The organism is Exiguobacterium sp. N4-1P (assembly GCF_002214325.1).
Genome location: NZ_CP022236.1, coordinates 1 through 18,965, shown reverse-complemented (window position 1 = coordinate 18,965; position 18,965 = coordinate 1). Strand labels below are relative to the sequence as shown.

17 protein-coding genes, 3 tRNA genes, 1 rRNA gene, 1 other RNA gene and 1 other annotated feature are annotated in these 18,965 nt (G+C 44.2%); of the genes, 5 read left to right on the top strand and 17 right to left on the bottom strand.

The features are described 5' to 3' along the window. Positions 1 to 17: 17 nt before the first annotated feature. The 3 genes from dnaX to tadA form a co-directional block, all read right to left on the bottom strand. Complete coding sequence (gene dnaX / locus A0126_RS00115; RefSeq protein ID WP_088835960.1) at positions 18 to 1,700, bottom strand: DNA polymerase III subunit gamma/tau; 1,683 nt, start codon at positions 1,698 to 1,700, stop codon at positions 18 to 20. Between the two features lie 97 nt (positions 1,701 to 1,797). Beyond that, an RNA gene (ffs, locus tag A0126_RS00110) (signal recognition particle sRNA large type) lies at positions 1,798 to 2,064 on the bottom strand. Between the two features lie 47 nt (positions 2,065 to 2,111). Next, complete coding sequence (gene tadA, locus A0126_RS00105; RefSeq protein ID WP_088835959.1) at positions 2,112 to 2,618, bottom strand: tRNA adenosine(34) deaminase TadA; 507 nt, start codon at positions 2,616 to 2,618, stop codon at positions 2,112 to 2,114. Between the two features lie 110 nt (positions 2,619 to 2,728). Here tadA and A0126_RS00100 point away from each other — a divergent pair, with 110 nt between their 5' ends. Both A0126_RS00100 and A0126_RS00095 read left to right on the top strand, forming a co-directional pair. Continuing rightward, positions 2,729 to 3,358: a deoxynucleoside kinase gene (locus tag A0126_RS00100; RefSeq protein WP_088835958.1), complete on the top strand. Its 630-nt coding sequence runs from the start codon at positions 2,729 to 2,731 to the stop codon at positions 3,356 to 3,358. Further along, the gene (locus tag A0126_RS00095; protein WP_029332186.1) at positions 3,355 to 4,032 is read left to right on the top strand and encodes a deoxynucleoside kinase; all 678 of its coding nucleotides are present in this window, start codon (positions 3,355 to 3,357) and stop codon (positions 4,030 to 4,032) included. The genes A0126_RS00100 and A0126_RS00095 overlap by 4 nt, the downstream gene beginning before the upstream one ends. A gap of 464 nt (positions 4,033 to 4,496) precedes the next feature. Here A0126_RS00095 and A0126_RS00090 read toward each other — a convergent pair whose 3' ends face one another. From A0126_RS00090 to pdxS, 8 genes are all read right to left on the bottom strand, one after another. Continuing rightward, positions 4,497 to 4,961, bottom strand: coding sequence for a DinB family protein (locus tag A0126_RS00090; protein WP_157898458.1), 465 nt, complete (start codon positions 4,959 to 4,961; stop codon positions 4,497 to 4,499). 105 nt (positions 4,962 to 5,066) lie between these two features. Continuing rightward, positions 5,067 to 5,156, bottom strand: a tRNA-Ser gene (locus tag A0126_RS00085). A 34-nt stretch (positions 5,157 to 5,190) separates the two neighbouring features. After that, positions 5,191 to 5,281: transfer RNA gene (locus A0126_RS00080), tRNA-Ser, on the bottom strand. Positions 5,282 to 5,316: 35 nt separating this feature from the next. Next, a tRNA-Ser gene (locus tag A0126_RS00075) sits at positions 5,317 to 5,407 on the bottom strand. 137 nt (positions 5,408 to 5,544) lie between these two features. Further along, positions 5,545 to 6,822: a serine--tRNA ligase gene (gene serS / locus A0126_RS00070; RefSeq protein ID WP_088835956.1), complete on the bottom strand. Its 1,278-nt coding sequence runs from the start codon at positions 6,820 to 6,822 to the stop codon at positions 5,545 to 5,547. 61 nt (positions 6,823 to 6,883) lie between these two features. Beyond that, positions 6,884 to 7,091 (bottom strand) — a binding site (T-box leader). Between the two features lie 12 nt (positions 7,092 to 7,103). Continuing rightward, positions 7,104 to 8,348: a D-alanyl-D-alanine carboxypeptidase family protein gene (locus A0126_RS00065; RefSeq protein WP_088835955.1), complete on the bottom strand. Its 1,245-nt coding sequence runs from the start codon at positions 8,346 to 8,348 to the stop codon at positions 7,104 to 7,106. A gap of 87 nt (positions 8,349 to 8,435) precedes the next feature. After that, positions 8,436 to 9,017 (bottom strand): pyridoxal 5'-phosphate synthase glutaminase subunit PdxT, encoded by a 582-nt coding sequence (pdxT, locus tag A0126_RS00060; RefSeq protein ID WP_088835954.1) that lies wholly within the window; start codon positions 9,015 to 9,017, stop codon positions 8,436 to 8,438. Continuing rightward, positions 9,011 to 9,898, bottom strand: coding sequence for a pyridoxal 5'-phosphate synthase lyase subunit PdxS (pdxS, locus tag A0126_RS00055; protein ID WP_369834776.1), 888 nt, complete (start codon positions 9,896 to 9,898; stop codon positions 9,011 to 9,013). The genes pdxT and pdxS overlap by 7 nt, the downstream gene beginning before the upstream one ends. Before the next feature lie 129 nt (positions 9,899 to 10,027). Here pdxS and A0126_RS00050 point away from each other — a divergent pair, with 129 nt between their 5' ends. After that, on the top strand, positions 10,028 to 11,419 hold the full coding sequence (locus tag A0126_RS00050) for a MocR-like pyridoxine biosynthesis transcription factor PdxR (RefSeq protein WP_088835952.1): 1,392 nt from the start codon (positions 10,028 to 10,030) through the stop codon (positions 11,417 to 11,419). Positions 11,420 to 11,563: 144 nt separating this feature from the next. On the opposite strand, the gene guaB is transcribed toward A0126_RS00050, so the two are convergent. From guaB to mobV, 3 genes are all read right to left on the bottom strand, one after another. Continuing rightward, positions 11,564 to 13,030: an IMP dehydrogenase gene (gene guaB / locus A0126_RS00045; protein WP_029332179.1), complete on the bottom strand. Its 1,467-nt coding sequence runs from the start codon at positions 13,028 to 13,030 to the stop codon at positions 11,564 to 11,566. Positions 13,031 to 13,188: 158 nt separating this feature from the next. Then, positions 13,189 to 13,304: ribosomal RNA gene (gene rrf / locus A0126_RS00040) — 5S ribosomal RNA — on the bottom strand. A 151-nt stretch (positions 13,305 to 13,455) separates the two neighbouring features. Beyond that, positions 13,456 to 14,292: a MobV family relaxase gene (gene mobV, locus A0126_RS00035; protein WP_088835951.1), complete on the bottom strand. Its 837-nt coding sequence runs from the start codon at positions 14,290 to 14,292 to the stop codon at positions 13,456 to 13,458. Positions 14,293 to 14,680: 388 nt separating this feature from the next. On the opposite strand from mobV, the gene A0126_RS00030 reads away from it, so the two are divergent. Next, complete coding sequence (locus A0126_RS00030) at positions 14,681 to 15,379, top strand: hypothetical protein (protein ID WP_088835950.1); 699 nt, start codon at positions 14,681 to 14,683, stop codon at positions 15,377 to 15,379. Positions 15,380 to 15,434: 55 nt separating this feature from the next. On the opposite strand, the gene A0126_RS00025 is transcribed toward A0126_RS00030, so the two are convergent. Beyond that, positions 15,435 to 15,620 (bottom strand): hypothetical protein, encoded by a 186-nt coding sequence (locus A0126_RS00025; protein WP_088835949.1) that lies wholly within the window; start codon positions 15,618 to 15,620, stop codon positions 15,435 to 15,437. 584 nt (positions 15,621 to 16,204) lie between these two features. Between A0126_RS00025 and A0126_RS00020 the strand changes: the two genes are divergently transcribed. Then, positions 16,205 to 16,750 (top strand): winged helix-turn-helix domain-containing protein, encoded by a 546-nt coding sequence (locus tag A0126_RS00020; protein WP_088835948.1) that lies wholly within the window; start codon positions 16,205 to 16,207, stop codon positions 16,748 to 16,750. Positions 16,751 to 16,812: 62 nt separating this feature from the next. Here A0126_RS00020 and A0126_RS19075 read toward each other — a convergent pair whose 3' ends face one another. Continuing rightward, complete coding sequence (locus tag A0126_RS19075; RefSeq protein ID WP_157898457.1) at positions 16,813 to 17,751, bottom strand: hypothetical protein; 939 nt, start codon at positions 17,749 to 17,751, stop codon at positions 16,813 to 16,815. 355 nt (positions 17,752 to 18,106) lie between these two features. Continuing rightward, a complete protein-coding gene (locus A0126_RS00005; protein WP_088838384.1) occupies positions 18,107 to 18,865 on the bottom strand; it encodes a hypothetical protein in 759 nt (252 codons plus the stop codon). Positions 18,866 to 18,965: the final 100 nt, after the last annotated feature.

The window sequence follows — 18,965 nt, the reverse complement described above, 5'->3', positions numbered from 1 at the left end:
TTCCTCCTCAAGTAAGATTAGTCTTCAAATTCTACGATATCACCAAAACGACCAAGCGTCTCGGATAATAAGCGATCGCTTTCCGATTCTTCAGCGACCTCTTTCTCTTCTATATTACTACTATTTCGCTTTGCAACAAACTCTGCCTTTAATTCATTCCAGTCTTGATCAAGAATTGCGAGAATCTCCCGTTTGACGCCACATACTTCAAACAGGGCTTCTTCGATAACGAAACGCGTTCGTTCATTCGTCATGACTTGTTCGAAATGCCAGCCCTTCCCGTTATCAAACTCAATCAATAACGTATCTCCCGAACACAAGACGGGTTTACTTTCATGGACAAGCGAATAGATCGGACCATCTTGCTTTAAGATGAGTTTTAGAATAGCATCCCAGCGCTCTTGGATTTCAAGCAATTGTGCTTTTTCTGCTCGCATCAGCATTTGTCGAATCCGCTCTTTCGCGATCCGCACGGTCGGACGACCTTGCTTCCGTTTAGCTGGTTGCGCCGCGACTGTTTCTGCTGCCGGTACACCGTTCGCTTTCAACTGATGCATCTGTTCCTTCATTTCTCTTACTTCCTGTTGCAATGACTGGACGATTTGTCCCGTCGTACGCCCCTGTTCCGTAATTTGGATGAAGGCAATCTCGACTAAGACACGTGGATGATTCGTCAATCGCATCTGTTGTTGGCAATCATGCAGTTGTTCGATGACATGGAAACATGTTTCCGCTTCAATCATTTCGACGAACTGTTTGAATTCCTCTGTCGGACGGGCGCGTTCTAACAAATCGACTGCCGTCGGTGAGGCTTTTAGCAGGAGCGTATCCCGATAAAAGAAGACCAGGTCCTCGACGAATCGCTTCAGGTCTTTTCCTGCCCGTTGCATCTGCTCAAGTGTCTGCAATAATTGATCGACTTGCTGATTATGAAGTGCGTTTGCAATCGCGAGCAACGCCTCGTCTTCTACGGCACCCGTTACTTCGAGTACGGCAGCATCCGTCAAATCCCCATTCGAGAAAGCGACTGCTTGGTCGAGTAAACTTAAGGCATCCCGCATTCCTCCGTCTGCTGCGCGTGCAATCAACCGTAACGCCGTCTCCGAGTAGGCAATTTCTTGATCGGATAAGATGAACTGCATCCGTTCGACTAGTTGGTCGACTTCATGGCGTTTGACATCAAAACGTTGGCAACGCGAAATGATGGTCGCCGGGATTTTATGGGGCTCTGTTGTCGCTAAGATGAAAATCGCATGTGCCGGTGGTTCTTCAAGCGTTTTTAATAATGCATTGAACGCTCCCGTCGATAGCATATGCACTTCATCGATGATATAAACTTTATAGGCTGCTTCTGAAGGCGGGTACTTCACCTTATCGCGGATTTCACGAATTTCGTCGACTCCGTTGTTTGAAGCCGCATCGATTTCGAACACATCCGGACTCGATCCTTCCGTAATCGCGAGACATGTCGGGCATTCATTACACGGTTCTTTTACAGGTGCGTGTTCACAGTTGATTGCTTTTGCGATGATTTTCGCAAGACTTGTCTTCCCCGTTCCGCGCGGGCCTGAAAATAGGTAGGCATGTGACATCCGTTCTTCCATCAATGCGTTTTGAATCGTCCGAGTGATATGTGCTTGCCCGACGACTTCATCAAAACGCTGCGGACGATACACGCGGTATAGTGCTTGATAGGCCAAATTTGCGCCTCCTCTTTTTTAAGATCCTTGTTCTATTCTACCTAAAAAAGTCTACAACCGAAACCGGCTGTAGACTTGTTTTATAAAAATTAAACTGCCGCGCACCATATTCTGAAATATGTTCAACATGCGTTACTCACGCAGCCTGCTCAGTTCAAGCACTCCTGCGGCACACAGAGAGCACCACTTAAGGCTGCTTCCTTCCGGACCTGACCTAGTTCATGGGTATCTGTTGCGCAGGACTCAAACGTCAACGCTACTTACGTAAGGCAGACCATACCAATCATATCCCTCGATATGGAATTCAGTCTCGCTATAGCGGATTGCGAGTGACAGGGAACCGCTACATCCCCACCTAGCACGGCAAATGATTTATCGTTTTTTAGTGGCACCCGTTCGAGTGCTTTTTCATTATACTGTTTCGTCTAAATTGTTGCAACCCATTGCACGTTTCTTTGCTTTCTTTTTCGCACGAAGTTCGCGAAAGAACGCCGTTAACAACTCACCACATTCTTTTTCTAATATACCACTCGTCAGACGTGAAACATGGTTAAAGCGCTCATCTTGGATGAGGTTCATCAAAGTTCCGCAACAACCACCTTTTGGATCAACGGCTCCGAAGATGACATGTTCAATCCGCGATAACATGATGGCTCCGGCACACATCGGACACGGTTCAAGCGTCACATACAGTTCGCACCCTTCCAGTCGCCAGTTTCCGAGCTTTTCACACGCTTGCTCGATGGCGAGTAATTCGGCGTGTGCCGTCGCCTGATGATTCGTTTCCCGGTGGTTATACCCGGTCGCAATGACTTGATCGTCTTTGACGATGACACACCCAATCGGCACTTCGCCGATGGCTTCCGCCTTTTTCGCCTCACCAATCGCGAGCTCCATATAATATTCGTGTCGCTCCACTTCTACTCACTCCCTATCTTTACAAAAATTCTCCCTCTGAAACTTCGGCAGGGGTCCCTGCTTTGTGCTAAAATATAAATTGCACTTTGCTGAACGGAGGGTAATTGAATATGTTCATAACGGTTGAAGGACCGATTGGTGTAGGCAAAACTTCACTTGCGAACGCCATCAGTCATCATTTCTCATTTTCTATGTTACGCGAAATTGTCGAAGAAAATCCCTTTCTTGGAAAGTTCTATGAGGACATCGAAGAATGGAGTTTCCAAACAGAGATGTTCTTTTTATGCAATCGCTTTAAACAGCTCGATGATATCGAACGTCACTACCTAAGTAAACAACGCTCTGTCGTCGCTGATTATCATATCTTTAAAAACCTGATTTTTGCTCACCGCTCGCTCAAAGTAGAGCACATCGATAAATATGAACAAATTTATTCGATCTTAACGACGGATATGCCAAAACCGGATGCCGTCATCTACTTGAATGCGAGTATCGATACACTGATGAAACGCGTCGCCTTACGCGGACGTGAAGTTGAAGAACACATGTCACGCGATTATCTCGAGCAACTCGCAGCAGACTACGAAACGTTCGTCACGGAGTATCAAATCAAACACCCGGAAGTCAAAGTCATCCGTTTTAACGGAGATGAACTCGACTTCGTCAAACGCCCAGAAGACTTGGATTATGTCTTAACTAAAATCCGCAATGAATTATATGAAGGAGCGAACCACGCATGAACTCGAAGTTACGTGAAAAATACAATATTCCGGCAGATGCCGTCATTACGATCGGTGGAATGGTCGGAATCGGAAAATCGACGATCACGAATGGTCTAGCAGACGCACTCGGCTTCCGGACATCTCTTGAAAAAGTCGATACGAACCCTTATCTCGATAAATTCTACCACGATTTCGAGCGCTGGAGCTTCCACTTACAAATCTATTTCTTAGCGGAACGGTTTAAAGAACAAAAGAAAATTTTCCAATACGGTGGTGGTTTCATCCAAGACCGTTCCATCTACGAAGATACAGGCATTTTCGCGAAGATGCACTTCGAAAAAGGAACGATGTCACCAACGGATTACGAAACGTACTCCAGTTTGTTCGATGCGATGGTCATGACGCCATTTTTCCCGCATCCGGACTTGTTGATTTATCTGGAAGGATCGTTTGAACAGGTGCTCGACCGGATTCGTCTCCGCGGACGCGAGATGGAACAGCAAACACCAATCGAGTACTGGGAAGAGATGTACGAACGGTATACGAACTGGATCAATAACTTCACGATTTGTCCGGTCCTTCGTTTATCCATCGATGAATATGATCTTCTCAATGAACCGGAGTCGATTGAACGTATCCTCTCGAAAATCGATAAACAACTTGAAGTCGCCCGGATTGCAAAAACACGTTGATTCCTCAAAAGCCCCTCGACAGTCGTCGAAGGGCTTTTGCGTGTAGACAAACTCTTATGAAGCGTGAACATGCGATAACGAAAGACAATCCGGTCGCGCTTCCCTGTCTCGCCTCGTCTTCAAAGCGGCAATCTTCCGCGCCGCTACAGCAAAGCTGCAGGGTCGCGACCGATTGCTTTTCGCGGTTCTAAGCGATTCGAGACGGATTGCGCCCTAAACCGTCTGCATGACTGGCTTTTCGTCATAGTGTTACCTAAAAAGCGTCACGTTTCGTTGACTCCTGCGGGGAAAAGTGCGTGTTTAACGCACGTTCAGAGGCAGGAAAGACCCTGCCTCTTGTCCGTTAGGACGAAGGAGCAACGGCTTGCGCCTCGCCCGAGGAAAGCAACGAAAAAAGACGCTTGATCTCCCGATGGCACTTTGTCTACAGCCTGAGCCCCTCGACAGTCGTCGAAGGGCTTTTTTTAGCGTGCTGTTACTTGTTTGATTTGGTCGATGTGATGTAAGTCGTGCTGTTTCATCGCGCCAAGCAAGTCGACGATCATCATCGTTTTCCCGTTCGAAGTGAACGTATCCATCAAACGTTCTTCCGGAATCAAATCAACGGCCCGGCTTAATAGGTCACGGCTGACTAAGAATTCATCAATCGTTAAGATTCGTTGCTGCTCGCGACTCATCTTCGCCGCTTCTTCGTTGACTTCCTGACTGTTCGGCTTCACACGGAATGGTTCGTCCGCCAACATGAATGGAAGACGTTCTGCCACCATGAAGCGGTCCCACGGTGACAAGTGACCTACGATTTCAGCAATCGTCCATTTGCCTTCCGCATATGAGCTACGCCACGCGTCTTCCGGGATGTGTTCGAGTTCACGGACGAAGTTCATCGTTTCTTTATAGTGAGTGAGTAAGGTTTCTTTTGTATTGGTCATATCAAGTGCTCCTTCTTCCTTTTTACATGTAGGAAAACATAGCATGCGAACGGATCTTGGTGCAATAAAAAAGCACCTCACACGATGTGAGATGCTCGATATAAGCGGAGTCGGTGGGATTCGAACCCACGCGGGCCTTACGACCCCTAACGGATTTCGAGTCCGTCCCCTTCAGCCGGGCTTGGGTACGACTCCATGTTAAATTTATTTTTGGGTAAAAAAAAAGAAGTGGAGGAGGCGGTGGGATTCGAACCCACGCACGGCTTTCGCCGCCTGACGGTTTTCAAGACCGTTCTCTTAAACCACTTGAGTACGCCTCCAAGTTATATGTAGTTTTCAGGTAAAAAAAAAGAAATGGAGGAGGCGGTGGGATTCGAACCCACGCACGGCTTTCGCCGCCTGACGGTTTTCAAGACCGTTCTCTTAAACCACTTGAGTACGCCTCCGTACTTATAATCGAGCAAATTGTAACGTGCTTGCCTTCCTGACATAAATTATAATAGCATCTTGGTTTTACTCTGTAAAGACCTTTTCTAAAAAAACTTTTTAAAAGTATAAAGGGGGAAGGCTCCCCCTTTTCTACTTATGCTTGAATCACTTTGAGTCCACCCATGTATGGACGAAGTACTTCTGGAATAATAACTGAACCATCTGCTTGTTGATAGTTCTCTAAGATGGCTGCGACCGTCCGGCCAACAGCAAGCGCAGAACCGTTTAATGTATGCACGAATTCCGGTTTTGCATTCGCTTCCCGGCGGAAACGAATTTGTGCCCGGCGCGCCTGGAAATCTTCAAAGTTTGAACAAGAAGAAATCTCGCGGTAAACGCCTTGGCTCGGCATCCAGACTTCGATATCGTATTTCTTCGCTGCTGTGAATCCAAGATCCGCTGTACACATGCTGAGGACTTGATACGGTAATTTCAATCGTTTAAGCACTTCTTCGGCTTGACCAGTCAACAGTTCAAGTTGTTCATAAGACTCTTCCGGCTTAACGAAACGAACGAGCTCCACTTTGTTGAATTGGTGTTGACGAATCAGGCCTCGTGTATCACGGCCGGCAGATCCGGCTTCTGAGCGGAAACACTGGCTGTATGCTGCATAACCGATCGGTAATTGGCTTGCTGCCAAGATTTCATCCCGGTGCATGTTCGTCACCGGCACTTCCGCTGTCGGCACGAGGAAGTAGTTCGTCTCTTCGACTTTGAACGCATCTTCTTCAAATTTCGGAAGTTGACCTGTTCCTGTCATTGATTCGCGGTTGACCATGAGTGGCGGTAAAATTTCCGTATAGCCGTTTTCATCTTGATGCATGTCCATCATGAAGTTGATTAACGCACGTTCGAGACGTGCACCTGCCCCACGATAGAAAACGAAGCGACTTCCTGTGACTTTCCCTGCCCGTTCCACGTCGACGATTTTTAATTGCTCCATCAAATCCCAATGCGGGACGGCGTCGAAGTCAAAGGCCGGTTTATCACCCACTTCACGGATGACGACATTATCATCCTCTGAAGAACCGATCGGGACGCTGTCATGCGGAATGTTCGGGATACCAAGCAACAGTTGATTCAACGTCGCTTCGACTTCGCGCAACTCGTCGTCGATTCCTTTAATCTCATCTCCGACAGTTCGCATCGCGGCAATTGCCTCGTCGGCATTTTCTTTATTGCGTTTGAGTTCTGCAATTTTTTTCGTCGCGTCATTTCGTTCCGCTTTTAAGACCTCGGTCCGGGCAATCAGTTCACGACGTTTTTCATCTAACGCGATGAACCGATTCATGTCCGTTAAATCTTCTCCGCGGTGTGCAAGTTTTTCTTGGATTGCGTCAAAATCCTGACGCAGACGTTTAATATCAATCATGTGTATTCCTCCTTTTTTTCAATAAAAAAAGGCAATCCATCCCTCTCCGGTATAAAAACCGAAGAGGGACGAATCACCTGGATCCGCGTTGCCACCCTCATTGCTAGTCGTACTAGCCAACTCAAAGACGCGATAACGGGCGTACCCGCACCTTGTTCGCAAGGTGTGCGATCCGGCTCGATTCAAGGCATCCTTCTGACTAGTTCACACCAACCACTAGCTCTCTTAACAGAATAAATTCCTTTACTTGGTCCGTTCATTGCATCGTTATGAGATTAGCTCTACTTTACACTATCCTGTTTGAGATTGACAAGTCCCGGTTTACGAATCGCATCATCAATTTTATCAGACCAGGCCGCAATCGCCCGGAACAAACGGGTCTTGAAGCTCGCCAAAGCGATTCGCTCCGCACTATAGAGAAGTGATCTCGGCACATCAAACCCCGGCAAGTACATGCCTTCATCCTTCACTTGAACCGTTCCGACACTTGCGCCATTCTTGATTGGAGCATGGGTCAGATTAAACGTAAATACGGGTGGACGGGTTGCTGCGTTCTTCGGCACCGTCACGTAAAGCGATGCATCCGTGATGACGTCATAGTCTGTTTCTTCCGCACCACGAATCGGGAAGACGTCTTTAATCCGCTCGCCTTTTCCGTAATAAGTCAACGGCTCAAACGATGAGAAGCCATAATCGAGTAACTTTTTTGTTTCTGCAAACCGCGCTTGATCGGATGTCGTCCGCATGACGACTGTAATGATCGTCATGTTATCTTTCGTCGCGACACCGGCAAAACAATATCCGGCAAGATCAGTCGTCCCTGTCTTCATCCCACGCATCCCGGGATACGCGTACTTTTGATCTTTCAACATCTTATCGGAGTTTTGGAGTGTGATGCCATCCAGTTTCATCGAAGAACGACTCGTGACATCTAAGACATCGGGATAATCTTTAATAAAACGAATGACGAGTAGTGCAATGTCGGTCGCTGTCATCAAGTTCGTCCCCGGTAAGGCTGCATCGACTGCATCGAGTCCCGATGCATTTGAGTATTCTGTATTGTCCATCCCAAATGTATTCGCCGTCTCATTCATCAGCTTGACGAATTTTTGTTCTATTCCGGCAACGACTTCAGCAAGTAATACAGCCGCATCATTAGCTGACTTGATGAACGCTGCATCATAGAGCTCACGAACGGTATATGTACGATTGCTTAACGGCACCCGTGCCAATCCTGGTGTGCCTGCTAATTTGAGTACTTTTTGGCTTGGTTGAACTTTTTTGTTCCAGCTTAGTTTCTTTTGTTCGATTTGACGTCGGACTAAGTAAAGTGTCATCAATTTCGTCATCGAAGCCGGAGGTAAAGCCAAATCGGCTTGTTCTTCTAACAATACTTTACCGGTCACAGCATCGACCATGATGTAGGATTCTGCCTTGATCGTCGGTACCTCGGCATAACTCGTCACTGGGAGTAGACTCGTCGTCAGTAAAAGGACGCTCAAGAAGAGTATGAAAAGTCGTTTCATCGTTCCTCTCCTTCAATTCATTTATACCCTCAGTGTAGCATAAAAAAAGTATCCGACAGCTTGAACTGAAGGATACTTTTTTTGTCGTTAGATGACGTGAACCGAACGTTGCTGTTTTACTTTTTCAATAAAGTAACGATGCAAACAGGTATCGTTCGTTAATTCCGGATGAAACGAACAGGCGAGATGCATGTCTGTTTCGACGACGACGATCTCGTCGTCAATGCGAGCGAGAACGCGGGTCGCTTGATCGATTCGTTCGACATAAGGGGCTCGAATAAAGACAGCTTCAATGTCCGCCCCGATTCCGTCGACGGCTAGCATCGTTTCAAAACTGTCCACTTGGCGACCGAACGCATTTCGTTTCACTTTCATCGGGATTGCCCCGAGGTGAACATCTCCTTGTTCAAGTTCCGTCGCTAATAAAATCATCCCGGCGCACGTCCCGAACATCGGTAACGTCTTTATTTTTTGTCGAAGGGGCACAAGCAAGGCGTAGCGATCAATCAATCGGCGCATCGCTGTCGACTCACCACCGGGCAAGACAAGTCCGGCGATTCCTTCTAAATCTTCCGCCGATTTGATGATTCGTGTTTTTACACCGAGCGATGCCAACATCTCAAGATGTTCCCTGACTGCCCCTTGTAGACCAAGTACCCCGATTACCATCCTCGTGGTGCCATCCGTTCCTCAAACGGCATCGACGTGACATCAATCCCCTTCATTGCTGTTCCGAGACCTTTCGAGAGATACGCAATTCGTTCGAAGTCATCCCGGTACGTCACGGCTTCGACGATCGCTTTCGCAAATTTTTCCGGTTGCTCCGATTTAAAAATGCCTGAACCGACGAAAACACCGTCAGCTCCAAGATGCATCATCAATGCAGCATCTGCCGGCGTCGCGATTCCACCGGCAGCAAAGTTAACAACGGGTAGACGCCCTTCTTGCTGAATCATCCGTAAGACTTCGTAAGGTGCACCCCACTCCTTCGCCCGTGTCATCAACTCATCCGGATTCGTATGTAAAATCTGGTTGAGTTCAGCTTGAATTTTTCGCATATGCCGGACGGCTTCGACGACGTTACCCGTTCCCGGTTCGCCTTTTGTCCGAATCATCGCCGCACCTTCCGCAATTCGGCGAGCCGCCTCTCCTAAATCGCGTGCCCCACAAACGAACGGTACCGTAAACGTCGACTTCAACAGATGGTACTCTTCATCAGCCGGTGTCAGGACTTCACTCTCATCAATGAAATCGACCCCCATCGACTCAAGGATCCGTGCTTCGACGATATGGCCGATTCGGCATTTCGCCATGACAGGAATCGTGACGGCATTTACGACCTCTTCCGTGATGGTCGGATCTGCCATTCGTGCCACACCTCCATCTCGGCGAATATCAGACGGGACACGTTCGAGTGCCATGACGGCGACGGCACCGGCTGCCTCTGCGATTTTCGCTTGCTCGGCATTGACGACGTCCATGATGACGCCCCCTTTTTGCATCTCAGCCATTCCTCTTTTGACACGATCCGTTCCTTGTTGCCGTTCCATCATTCTAAATTCCCCCTTGAACAATTTGATTGATAGCTCCTTACTTACGTTTTAGTATAGTCTCGATTGACTATTTTAAAAGTATCAGTTTATGATGAAATGAACAGGTCAGTTTTAGGAGGTACTTCAATGGATATGTTATCGTTCGAGTTAATACGAGAGGGCAATAAGCCGTTATACGAGCAATTGTATCAACAGATTCGTCAAGAAATCATCGATGGACGTCTAGAGTATGGTGTCAAATTACCGTCAAAACGAAAACTCGGTCAGTTCTTGAACTTGAGTCAAACGACGATTGAGCTCGCCTATCAACAACTCGTCGCCGAAGGCTATGTCGAGTCAGTTTCAAGAAAAGGGTATTTTGTCTTAGCACACGAAGAGCTTGCTTATGTAAAGAAAATACCACTAGCAACGAAGCAATACCTTTCTCCGTCCACCTATATCCGTCATGATTTCCATCCGAGTAAAATCGATGGATCATCTTTTCCTTTTTCACGTTGGCGAAAACATGCGAAGGATGTCATCGATGAACATAATCAATCCCTTGTTTCTCTCGGACACCCGCAAGGCGATCTCGCCTTACGTGTTGAAATTGCGACCTACCTATATCACTCAAGAGGTGTCATCTGTTCGCCTGAACAAATCATCATTGGGTCTGGGGTCGAACAACTTTTGCCCCAACTGATTTTCCTGCTAGGACAACACGTCACCTACGGAATCGAAGATCCCGGTTATCATGCGACCAGACTCATTCTTGAGAATCATGGACGAACAGCAATCCCGATTCCGGTCGATCAAAGTGGTGTCAAAGTCTCGACTTTAAGTCAGACTGATGTGGATATCATGTATGTGACACCTGCCCACCAATTACCGTCCGGAAGCATCTTATCCGTCAATCGGCGCCGGCAATTGGTGAACTGGGCTGCTGAATCCCCGACACGTTACATCATTGAGGATGACTACGACAGTGAGTTTCGTTATAGTGGCAAGTCGATTCCGTCACTCCACAGCATCGATAGTGAACGAGTACTTTATTTGAGCACCTTCTCCAAGTCGCTCATGCCTTCACTGCGGATTGGCTACATGGTCCTTCCGCCTTCTTTGCTTGAGCGCTATCAGACCGAACTCTCCTATTACACATGCAGTGTCTCACGTTTTGATCAAACGATTTTGACACGCTTTATGAAAGAAGGCGACTTCGAGAAACATTTGAATCGGATGCGAAAGATCTATCGGCGTAAGTTAGACATCGTCGTCAATTCGTTACGTGCTATCTCATCCCTGCGCTTGACCGGCGAAAGTGCGGGTTTGCATGTCGTCGTTTCTGTTGCGAACGGGATGACGGAAGAAGAATTAGTCAGGCGAGCACACGACGCTTCAATTCAGGTCTATGGTTTATCCCAGTATGCACAACTTCCGTTAGAAGCAATGCACCCACAAATCGTGTTAGGTTTTGCAAGTCTATCGGAATCAGATCTTGAAGAGGGGCTTGGGGAGTTGTTACAGTCTTGGCAGTTGTAACAGCAGTCTTTCGGACTGTGAACAAAACCAGCTTGAACGTGTCCGTGATTTTCATATAGGCTATGTCGTGAAACACCTTGAGCCGCCTAACATCATTAATCTATAAACAAAAAAAGGCCCCGCATCATCTGCAGGGCTTTCTTTTTATTGGCGTGTATAGTTCGATGCTTCTTTTGTGATTTGAATGTCATGTGGGTGACTTTCTTGTAAGCCAGCACCCGTCATGCGGATGAATTGTGTGTCTTCTCGCAATTCTTCTAATGAAGCTGCTCCACAATATCCCATTCCTGAACGAATCCCACCAACGAGTTGATAGACAGAATCACCGAGTTTTCCACGGTAAGCGACACGACCTTCAATTCCTTCTGGAACGAATTTCTTATCTGCTTCTTGGAAGTAGCGATCTTGACTACCACGTTTCATTGATGCTTCAGAACCCATACCACGGTATGTCTTAAATTGACGACCTTGGTAGATCTCCATTTCGCCCGGGCTTTCTTCAACACCAGCAAGCAGACTACCTAACATGACCGCATGACCGCCAGCTGCAAGTGCTTTGACGATATCGCCCGAGTACTTAATTCCGCCGTCGGCAATGATGGAGACACCATGCTTACGGGCCTCTGTCGCACAATCAAAGACTGCAGTGATTTGTGGAACCCCCACTCCCGCAACGACACGTGTCGTACAAATTGAACCAGGTCCAATCCCTACCTTGACGACCGATGCACCAGCTTCAATTAAATCGCGTGTTGCTTCTGCGGTTGCAACGTTCCCAGCGATGATTGGAAGATTTGGATATTCATCACGAAGCTCACGTACTTTTAAGAGTACGCCTTCAGAGTGACCGTGTGCCGTATCGACGACGAGTGCATCGACGCCTGCATCAACAAGAAAACGTGCGCGAAGAGATGCATCTTTCGTGACACCGACAGCTGCAGCGACGAGAAGACGTCCGAATTGATCTTTTGCTGCATGTGGATATTGTTCGACTTTTTCAATATCCTTTGTTGTGATTAAGCCTTTTAATACACCGTTCTCATCAACGAGTGGTAACTTTTCAATGCGATGTTTGTGGAGAATTTGTTCTGCTTCTTCGAGTGACGTACCAACTGTAGCAGTGACGAGTTCTTCTGTCGTCATGACCGTCTCAATTACCGTCGAATAGTCTTTAACAAAACGAAGATCACGATTTGTTAAAATACCAACGAGTTTCCGTTCTGTTTCGTTGTTAACGATCGGAACACCAGAAATACGATATTTACTCATTAAATATTCAGCATCGTATACTTGGCGTTCAGGTGTAAGATAAAACGGATTCGTGATGACACCATTTTCAGAACGTTTGACGCGATCGACATGTTCTGCTTGGTCTTCCATCGACATGTTTTTGTGGACGACACCTAGACCGCCTTGACGTGCCATGGCAATCGCCATTGGTGCTTCCGTCACAGTATCCATTCCTGCACTGATCAACGGGATGTTCAGTGTAATCCCTTCGCATAAGGATACAGATAGATCGACGTCACGTGGTAAGACACTTGAACGACGTGGTACAAGCAAAACGTCATCAAACGTCAAGCCCTCTTTAGCAAATTTATTCTCCCACATGTTTATCCACTCGCTTTCTCTTTGATAAAAGAATATTGATGTTATGGTAACAAGGAGAAACAGTCATGTCAATGACTCCAGTAATAATCAGAACAGTCTGAAGTTTCACACAACACAAAAAGACCGACCTGCAAGATGCAGATCGGTCCTTTTCAATTGCCTGGCAACGTCCTATCCTCACAGGGGGAAGCCCCCAACTACTTTCGGCGTTCAAGTGCTTAACTTCCGTGTTCGGCATGGGAACGGGTGTGACCACTTGGCTATCGTCACCAGACGACGGGCTCGCGCCCTCAAAACTGAAGTCATCAACAATCATCTGCTAGAACAAGGCCTCGACCGATTAGTATCACTCAGCTCCGCATGTCACCATGCTTCCACCCGTGACCTATCTACCTCATCGTCTCTGAGGGGTCTTTCTTGATTACTCAAAGGGAAATTGCTACCATCATCGCGAGGTCTTTCATTTGCTCAAAATCCTCTCGATCTATCACGATATTTCCTGTTTCCTTTCCAAAAATGGTCTTCTGTTCCTCGTATTCCAGGAGGTCGATCCGTTCAACCTTTTCGAATAACTCTTTTAAGTCCTCTCTTTTGGCTTCCAGTAGCTTGGTTTCGCTTTGAATCGCTTCCCGCTGCTGTTCGGCCATGAGAACTGCTTCTTGAGATTTGAGGACCTTGTATGTGGCCGTATCGATGTGTTGAGCCTTCGAACCCTCTTTCCCTCGTTCAATATCAAATCCGTGTTTCTGAAGGTATTGAGGTAGCTCTGATTGCAATGCCTTGAGTTCGTTCCGGTCAAATACGTTTTTGCTCTGAAGTTTACCGTCTCGCATGGGTACGATGCCGATATGAGCATGAGCGCCAGCACCCTTTAATTCATCGAAATGGGCAACGGAATACAGGACATTTTGTTCTCCATACCGCTCTTTGAAGAAATCAGTGGAGACTTTGAAGAACCGTTCTTTTTCTGATTGATCCATGTCCTTGAAGAAATCACGATCAGAGCCAACCACAAACTCATTGAAATAGACGGCATCTTTTCTTAGGGCACGTTTACTTTCATTTTGGGATTCGAATGCTTCTTTCCATTTTTCCATGTAGCTGATGTGTTGGGCATTGATATAGTCTCGATTGAGGTGGGATAGTGAAGCGTTGATGTCGGGATTGGTCTTACTTTCTCGTTCTCTTTGATTGTGGATCTGATAGCCTTTTACGTCATTTTTCTTTACCTTCTGCATTCTACAAACCAACTTAGAACCCATAGAAAGCCCCCCTGTTTTTCGCTCTTGAATTTGGTATAGTATAGCGCACTATACTTTACTTCGTAAAGATGCGCTCTCCGAGGGTAAAGATTGCCGTCGAATCGACGGTCGCTGCATGCATCGAAAGGTCAAGAACTCGACTCCCCAACCCCTCGATCCCGAGGGGCTCCCTCGCCGGTTGGCAGGTTCTCACGTGTAGAACGTGAGAACAGCGCAAGAGGGTGTAAACCAAGACTACGTGTCAACTCCTTAAATTCTCGGCCTCACGGCCTGCGATTTACCGTTGACACTAAAAAATAAAAAACAAAAAAATTGCTATAATATTTTCAGGAACAGTAAAGAAAGGGTGACAAATATCGTTAAACTACCGGAAAGAGCATATAAATATATGGAGCTTAAATGGCTACACCCTTTAAGAACTAAAAATGTAATTCGTATTAGCCATTTAAACAGTTACAAAGAAGATAAGTTTGGAACTGAAATTGGCGATGATGATGAAGGCAGAATTTTTTCGCAAATATCCGTAGGCAAATATCATTCTCCAGCTGATAAGAATGACGATCGGTTGTTAAGAGCAGGGGGGATAGTTGCAATCAATACAGATATCACATTTGAAAATTGCATATTTTCAGATGAACACGTAGATAAAAACTACTTTGTTTTTTGTGTCTGTTTAGAAAAAAATCCTGAGATACAGAAATCTTTTGGTTCAGGACTTCAAATAATTCATAATTTTAAAGCTTATATTCGAGCAATAACTCATGAATTAAATAAATTGGGTATTGTTCAGCATGACGCTGGACCATGTGAATACCTACTTGATAGAAAACAACATTTCACTGAAGAAGATTTTACTTCTGATGAAAAAGAAATAATTTTAAAAAAACCCTATTTAGTTAAAGACAAAAAATATGAATATCAAAATGAATTTAGAGTTGTATGGCGTTATAAAGATAATAGAGAAATCAAAAAAGAAGAATATATAAAAATAAGCAAGGAAGTCATTGAAAATTATTCATATTTAATTGATTTAGAAGAACAAGAAAGAAATAAGAATAAGAGAAAAAAGAAAAGAAAAAAGAAATGAATTTATTTTATAAGTTTAAAAAAGTGAACGCTCAGATCGTTATGAGCGTTCACTTTTAATCGTTTTCAAACCATTCTTTATGCAATGAATCATCTGGATCGAGCAAGATCCGACCTTCCGGATCTACTTTTAGCGTTTCTACGTTCATCGTAAGACCCTCGACGAGCTGAAGATACTTCAGTCTTTCAATGGCAGCCCACTTTTCCGGATCGTAATTCGCCGGATTCAAATTTACTTTCATCAAATCGCCTCCTAATTGCGCTTAAAACGCTCATATTTCGATTTTAAGCCCCTTCGCCACGTCTTGATAGCTTTTCATACGGCTCAAGCCGTAAATCCCCTTAAAATTGATTTTAAAGAACATTTAGAAGACTAAAACCTTCGTTACGAGGTAGAAAGAGAATATTCAACAAATTTATGTGTACTGGAAGATCGGTGGAGGTTCTTGAGCGTAGCGAGAGACACGTCAAGCGGTCTGACAGTCCGACAAGCGAAATGAAGGCTTAAAAGCCGGAATGAGTGCGTTCAGTTCCTTGTCTATTCTTTTATCTTAAAGTTACCGATTGGAAAGAAAGAAAGCGTTCTTAAAAGATATAAGAGGGATTTTTCGAGAAATAGCTTAATATCAACGCTAATTGAGTTTCTTAGTAATCATGGGGTGAACCCAATAGTAATCACCCCATGATTACTATCTGATTACACTATGATCAAAAAAGTTCTTTATTGATAAAGAGAAATATCATATTATAATCATAGATGATTACATCGTAGTCACAGATGATTACTATTGGGTTCACTGTATGATATATAAGGGGGAGATTTAAGATGCAAGAAACAATTGTTTCGTATGAAAAAAACTTAAAGAATCCGAATCAAATATCCTTTGAAGACAGGCAAGAACAGATAGATCAAGAGAAAAAACGGGAAGAAGAAGAAATACGACAACAAAAGAAAAGTCCCTATCGGAGGTGGGTCCAAATGAATAAGGATGCTTATAAAGCAGAAGATTGGCTAATGTCAAAATCGCCAATAGCTTATAGGATCTTCAAGTTCTTGATAAATAATATGGACTCATATAACGCTGTCATGTGTTCTTATAGCGTCTTCCAAGAACAATTTGGAGTAAGTAAACCTACTATCACAAGAGCAATTAAATTACTAAAAGAGAAACAATACATTGAAGTCTACAAATCTGGTACTTCTAACGTGTATGCAGTAAATAAAGAGATAGCATGGAATAGTTGGGGGAATAACTTTGTTCATGGGAAATTTGGAGCAAATATCATTTTGTCAGAGTCTGAGCAAGAAGAAACTATACAAGCAAAGATAAAAGCTGAAAGAATAAAAGAACTTTCAATCGATGAAAATTAAATTTAAATAAAAAAAGCTCAGACTGTTAAAGTCCAAGCTTTTTTTATTTAAATTTAATTGGATTATCTTTTCAAAAACTTATTACAAGCATACAATCCACCAACGCCTGTAATTTCAGCTGCTAAATTTTTAAGCGCTGATCCGCCATAACGGAGTTTTTCTTCCCAAGTTGCTGCTTTTGTAATAAGTTTAGCAGCTTCTTTAAATCCACCTAAAGCTTTAATGTATTTTTTTACTTTGATAATCTTAGCTGCGACAAAAAGATTTGAACCAACAAACCAAGTTAAAGCTGCTGCACATGCGCCAATAGCAACCCAATCCGGGTCGGCTAGAACAGGGAAAGCTGTATTTTCATTAAATTCTACCGTTTGAATTAAAGAATTACCTTTTACTTCATATTTCGTTGGAACATCCTGACCGTTAGCATCTTTAGCCCAAGCTTTCCCGAAAACACTTTGAATGACATTATTTTCATCAACAATAAAGACTTCTTCAGTGTCTAGCTCATCACCTGGAGTGCCTTCAAAGTATTCTGAAGACGTAATCAGTTTGTGTCCAAACGGTAAATCTAAATCATATTTGTATTCTTTCGGTGCATCAGCATTTTTAATATTTACAATGCTTCTCACACCAGCATCAGTTGGTTGTAAAATTAAATCTACAGGTGTAGTAGTTTTATATTCAAAACTACCAGCATCTGTTGTTACAGGGGTACCAAGCTTCATATCGTTAGGTACGCCAATTGATATATTAGTGTCATCTGTTTTGTTTTCAATGACTATTTTTTTATCGTTTTTCTCAGGAAGATTAATTGAATTTAAAGCATTTTCTAAGCTGTTGTTTTGATCAACCTTAATTAAATCTGTTGTATCTGTAATTTTTTCTGCTTCTAATGCAACATTCGGTGCAGAACTCTCAGCAATAGCTGTTTTTGATAAAGTTACCCCACTGATTAAGAACAAACATGTTACCCCACTTAAAACTTTAATTGGTAATTTCATAAAATCCTCCTGTTATGGTATAATTTTTACATCGGTTATTCCGTCAACAAACACAACACTAACATTATTGTAATAAAAAGGGAACTTAAAACTGGAAGGAAGTGAGAATATGTCTAAAAATAGCAAGACTGTGAGCTTCATAACTGTTTTAACGATAGCTGTATTAGCACTATTTTTACTAAATGAAATTACAACAACCTTATTCTTGATATTCTTCGTACCACTCTCTATAGCGATGTTAATATTTGGATCACTAGAACTGAAAAATGTTTTGAAAAGTGATCATGAAATCGAATCAAAAGCGCTAGAACTAAAGAACAGAAAATAAAAAAAGCCCTTAGAATAAGGGCTTTTTTTATCGTTCAAGATCCATATTTCGATTTTTTTCACGATTTTTGATCATAGCATCTCGTTCTTGTGTCACTTCAGGAATCAATTCTGTGGCTCTCTTGTTAATCTTCTTGGCGTCCATTGTATGATCGAGGACAAGTTTTTGATTATCCGTCTTATCAACTAACCATTCTCTCGTCGCTCTGTGAACCGCCGTTTTGAAGACATTCTTCCAGTTGGCTATTCTTTCGTCGACAAGTTTATCGAAACGTTCTTTCATCTCTTTTACGCTTTGAAACATTTTTTGAAATTCTGCATGTAAACTATTATTTGTCTCGACTAACTCTTTATTAGTCACTTTAAGTTCGTCATGTTCCTTCTCAAGCCCACGATATTCGCCCTCTAGAGCGTTGGCATGCCTTGTCATGGTCGTCAGTCTACGCTCCAATTTCTCCGCTTCTTCGGCAAACATATTCGTATCCAACATTTGTCTCTCCAGTTCTTTTGCATGATGCTCCTTCAATTCACTCACTTTCTCTTCTAAACGCTCTGTTACCAGTTCTTCTACAACGTCATCCAAGCCCTCTTTGTAGCGTTCTGCTTGGGCAGAAGCCCTTTCGTATTTCTTTTGAAGATTGTTTATCCCAATCTCATATTTCCTTTCGAGACTGGCGATTTTCTCGTCTTTTTCCTCGATTTTCGATTGTAAAATGTTCATTTCTCGTTTTAAGTCCTTGTTTTTGAACTCCATTTCGGGTGCTACCATCATCGCGAGGTCTTTCATTTGCTCAAAATCCTCTCGATCTATCACGATATTTCCTGTTTCCTTTCCAAAAATGGTCTTCTGTTCCTCGTATTCCAGGAGGTCGATCCGTTCAACCTTT

Excerpts from the sequence above, each read along its gene's own strand:
- A0126_RS00100 (WP_088835958.1), top strand. The coding sequence starts at position 2,729 with ATGTTCATAACGGTTGAAGGACCGATTGGTGTAGGCAAAACTTCACTT.
- A0126_RS00095 (WP_029332186.1), top strand. The coding sequence starts at position 3,355 with ATGAACTCGAAGTTACGTGAAAAATACAATATTCCGGCAGATGCCGTC.
- A0126_RS00090 (WP_157898458.1), bottom strand. The coding sequence starts at position 4,961 with ATGACCAATACAAAAGAAACCTTACTCACTCACTATAAAGAAACGATG.
- serS (WP_088835956.1), bottom strand. The coding sequence starts at position 6,822 with ATGATTGATATTAAACGTCTGCGTCAGGATTTTGACGCAATCCAAGAA.
- A0126_RS00065 (WP_088835955.1), bottom strand. The coding sequence starts at position 8,348 with ATGAAACGACTTTTCATACTCTTCTTGAGCGTCCTTTTACTGACGACG.
- pdxT (WP_088835954.1), bottom strand. The coding sequence starts at position 9,017 with ATGGTAATCGGGGTACTTGGTCTACAAGGGGCAGTCAGGGAACATCTT.
- pdxS (WP_369834776.1), bottom strand. The coding sequence starts at position 9,898 with ATGGAACGGCAACAAGGAACGGATCGTGTCAAAAGAGGAATGGCTGAG.
- A0126_RS00050 (WP_088835952.1), top strand. The coding sequence starts at position 10,028 with ATGGATATGTTATCGTTCGAGTTAATACGAGAGGGCAATAAGCCGTTA.
- guaB (WP_029332179.1), bottom strand. The coding sequence starts at position 13,030 with ATGTGGGAGAATAAATTTGCTAAAGAGGGCTTGACGTTTGATGACGTT.
- mobV (WP_088835951.1), bottom strand. The coding sequence starts at position 14,292 with ATGGGTTCTAAGTTGGTTTGTAGAATGCAGAAGGTAAAGAAAAATGAC.
- A0126_RS00030 (WP_088835950.1), top strand. The coding sequence starts at position 14,681 with ATGGAGCTTAAATGGCTACACCCTTTAAGAACTAAAAATGTAATTCGT.
- A0126_RS00025 (WP_088835949.1), bottom strand. The coding sequence starts at position 15,620 with ATGAAAGTAAATTTGAATCCGGCGAATTACGATCCGGAAAAGTGGGCT.
- A0126_RS00020 (WP_088835948.1), top strand. The coding sequence starts at position 16,205 with ATGCAAGAAACAATTGTTTCGTATGAAAAAAACTTAAAGAATCCGAAT.
- A0126_RS19075 (WP_157898457.1), bottom strand. The coding sequence starts at position 17,751 with ATGAAATTACCAATTAAAGTTTTAAGTGGGGTAACATGTTTGTTCTTA.
- A0126_RS00005 (WP_088838384.1), bottom strand. The coding sequence starts at position 18,865 with ATGAAAGACCTCGCGATGATGGTAGCACCCGAAATGGAGTTCAAAAAC.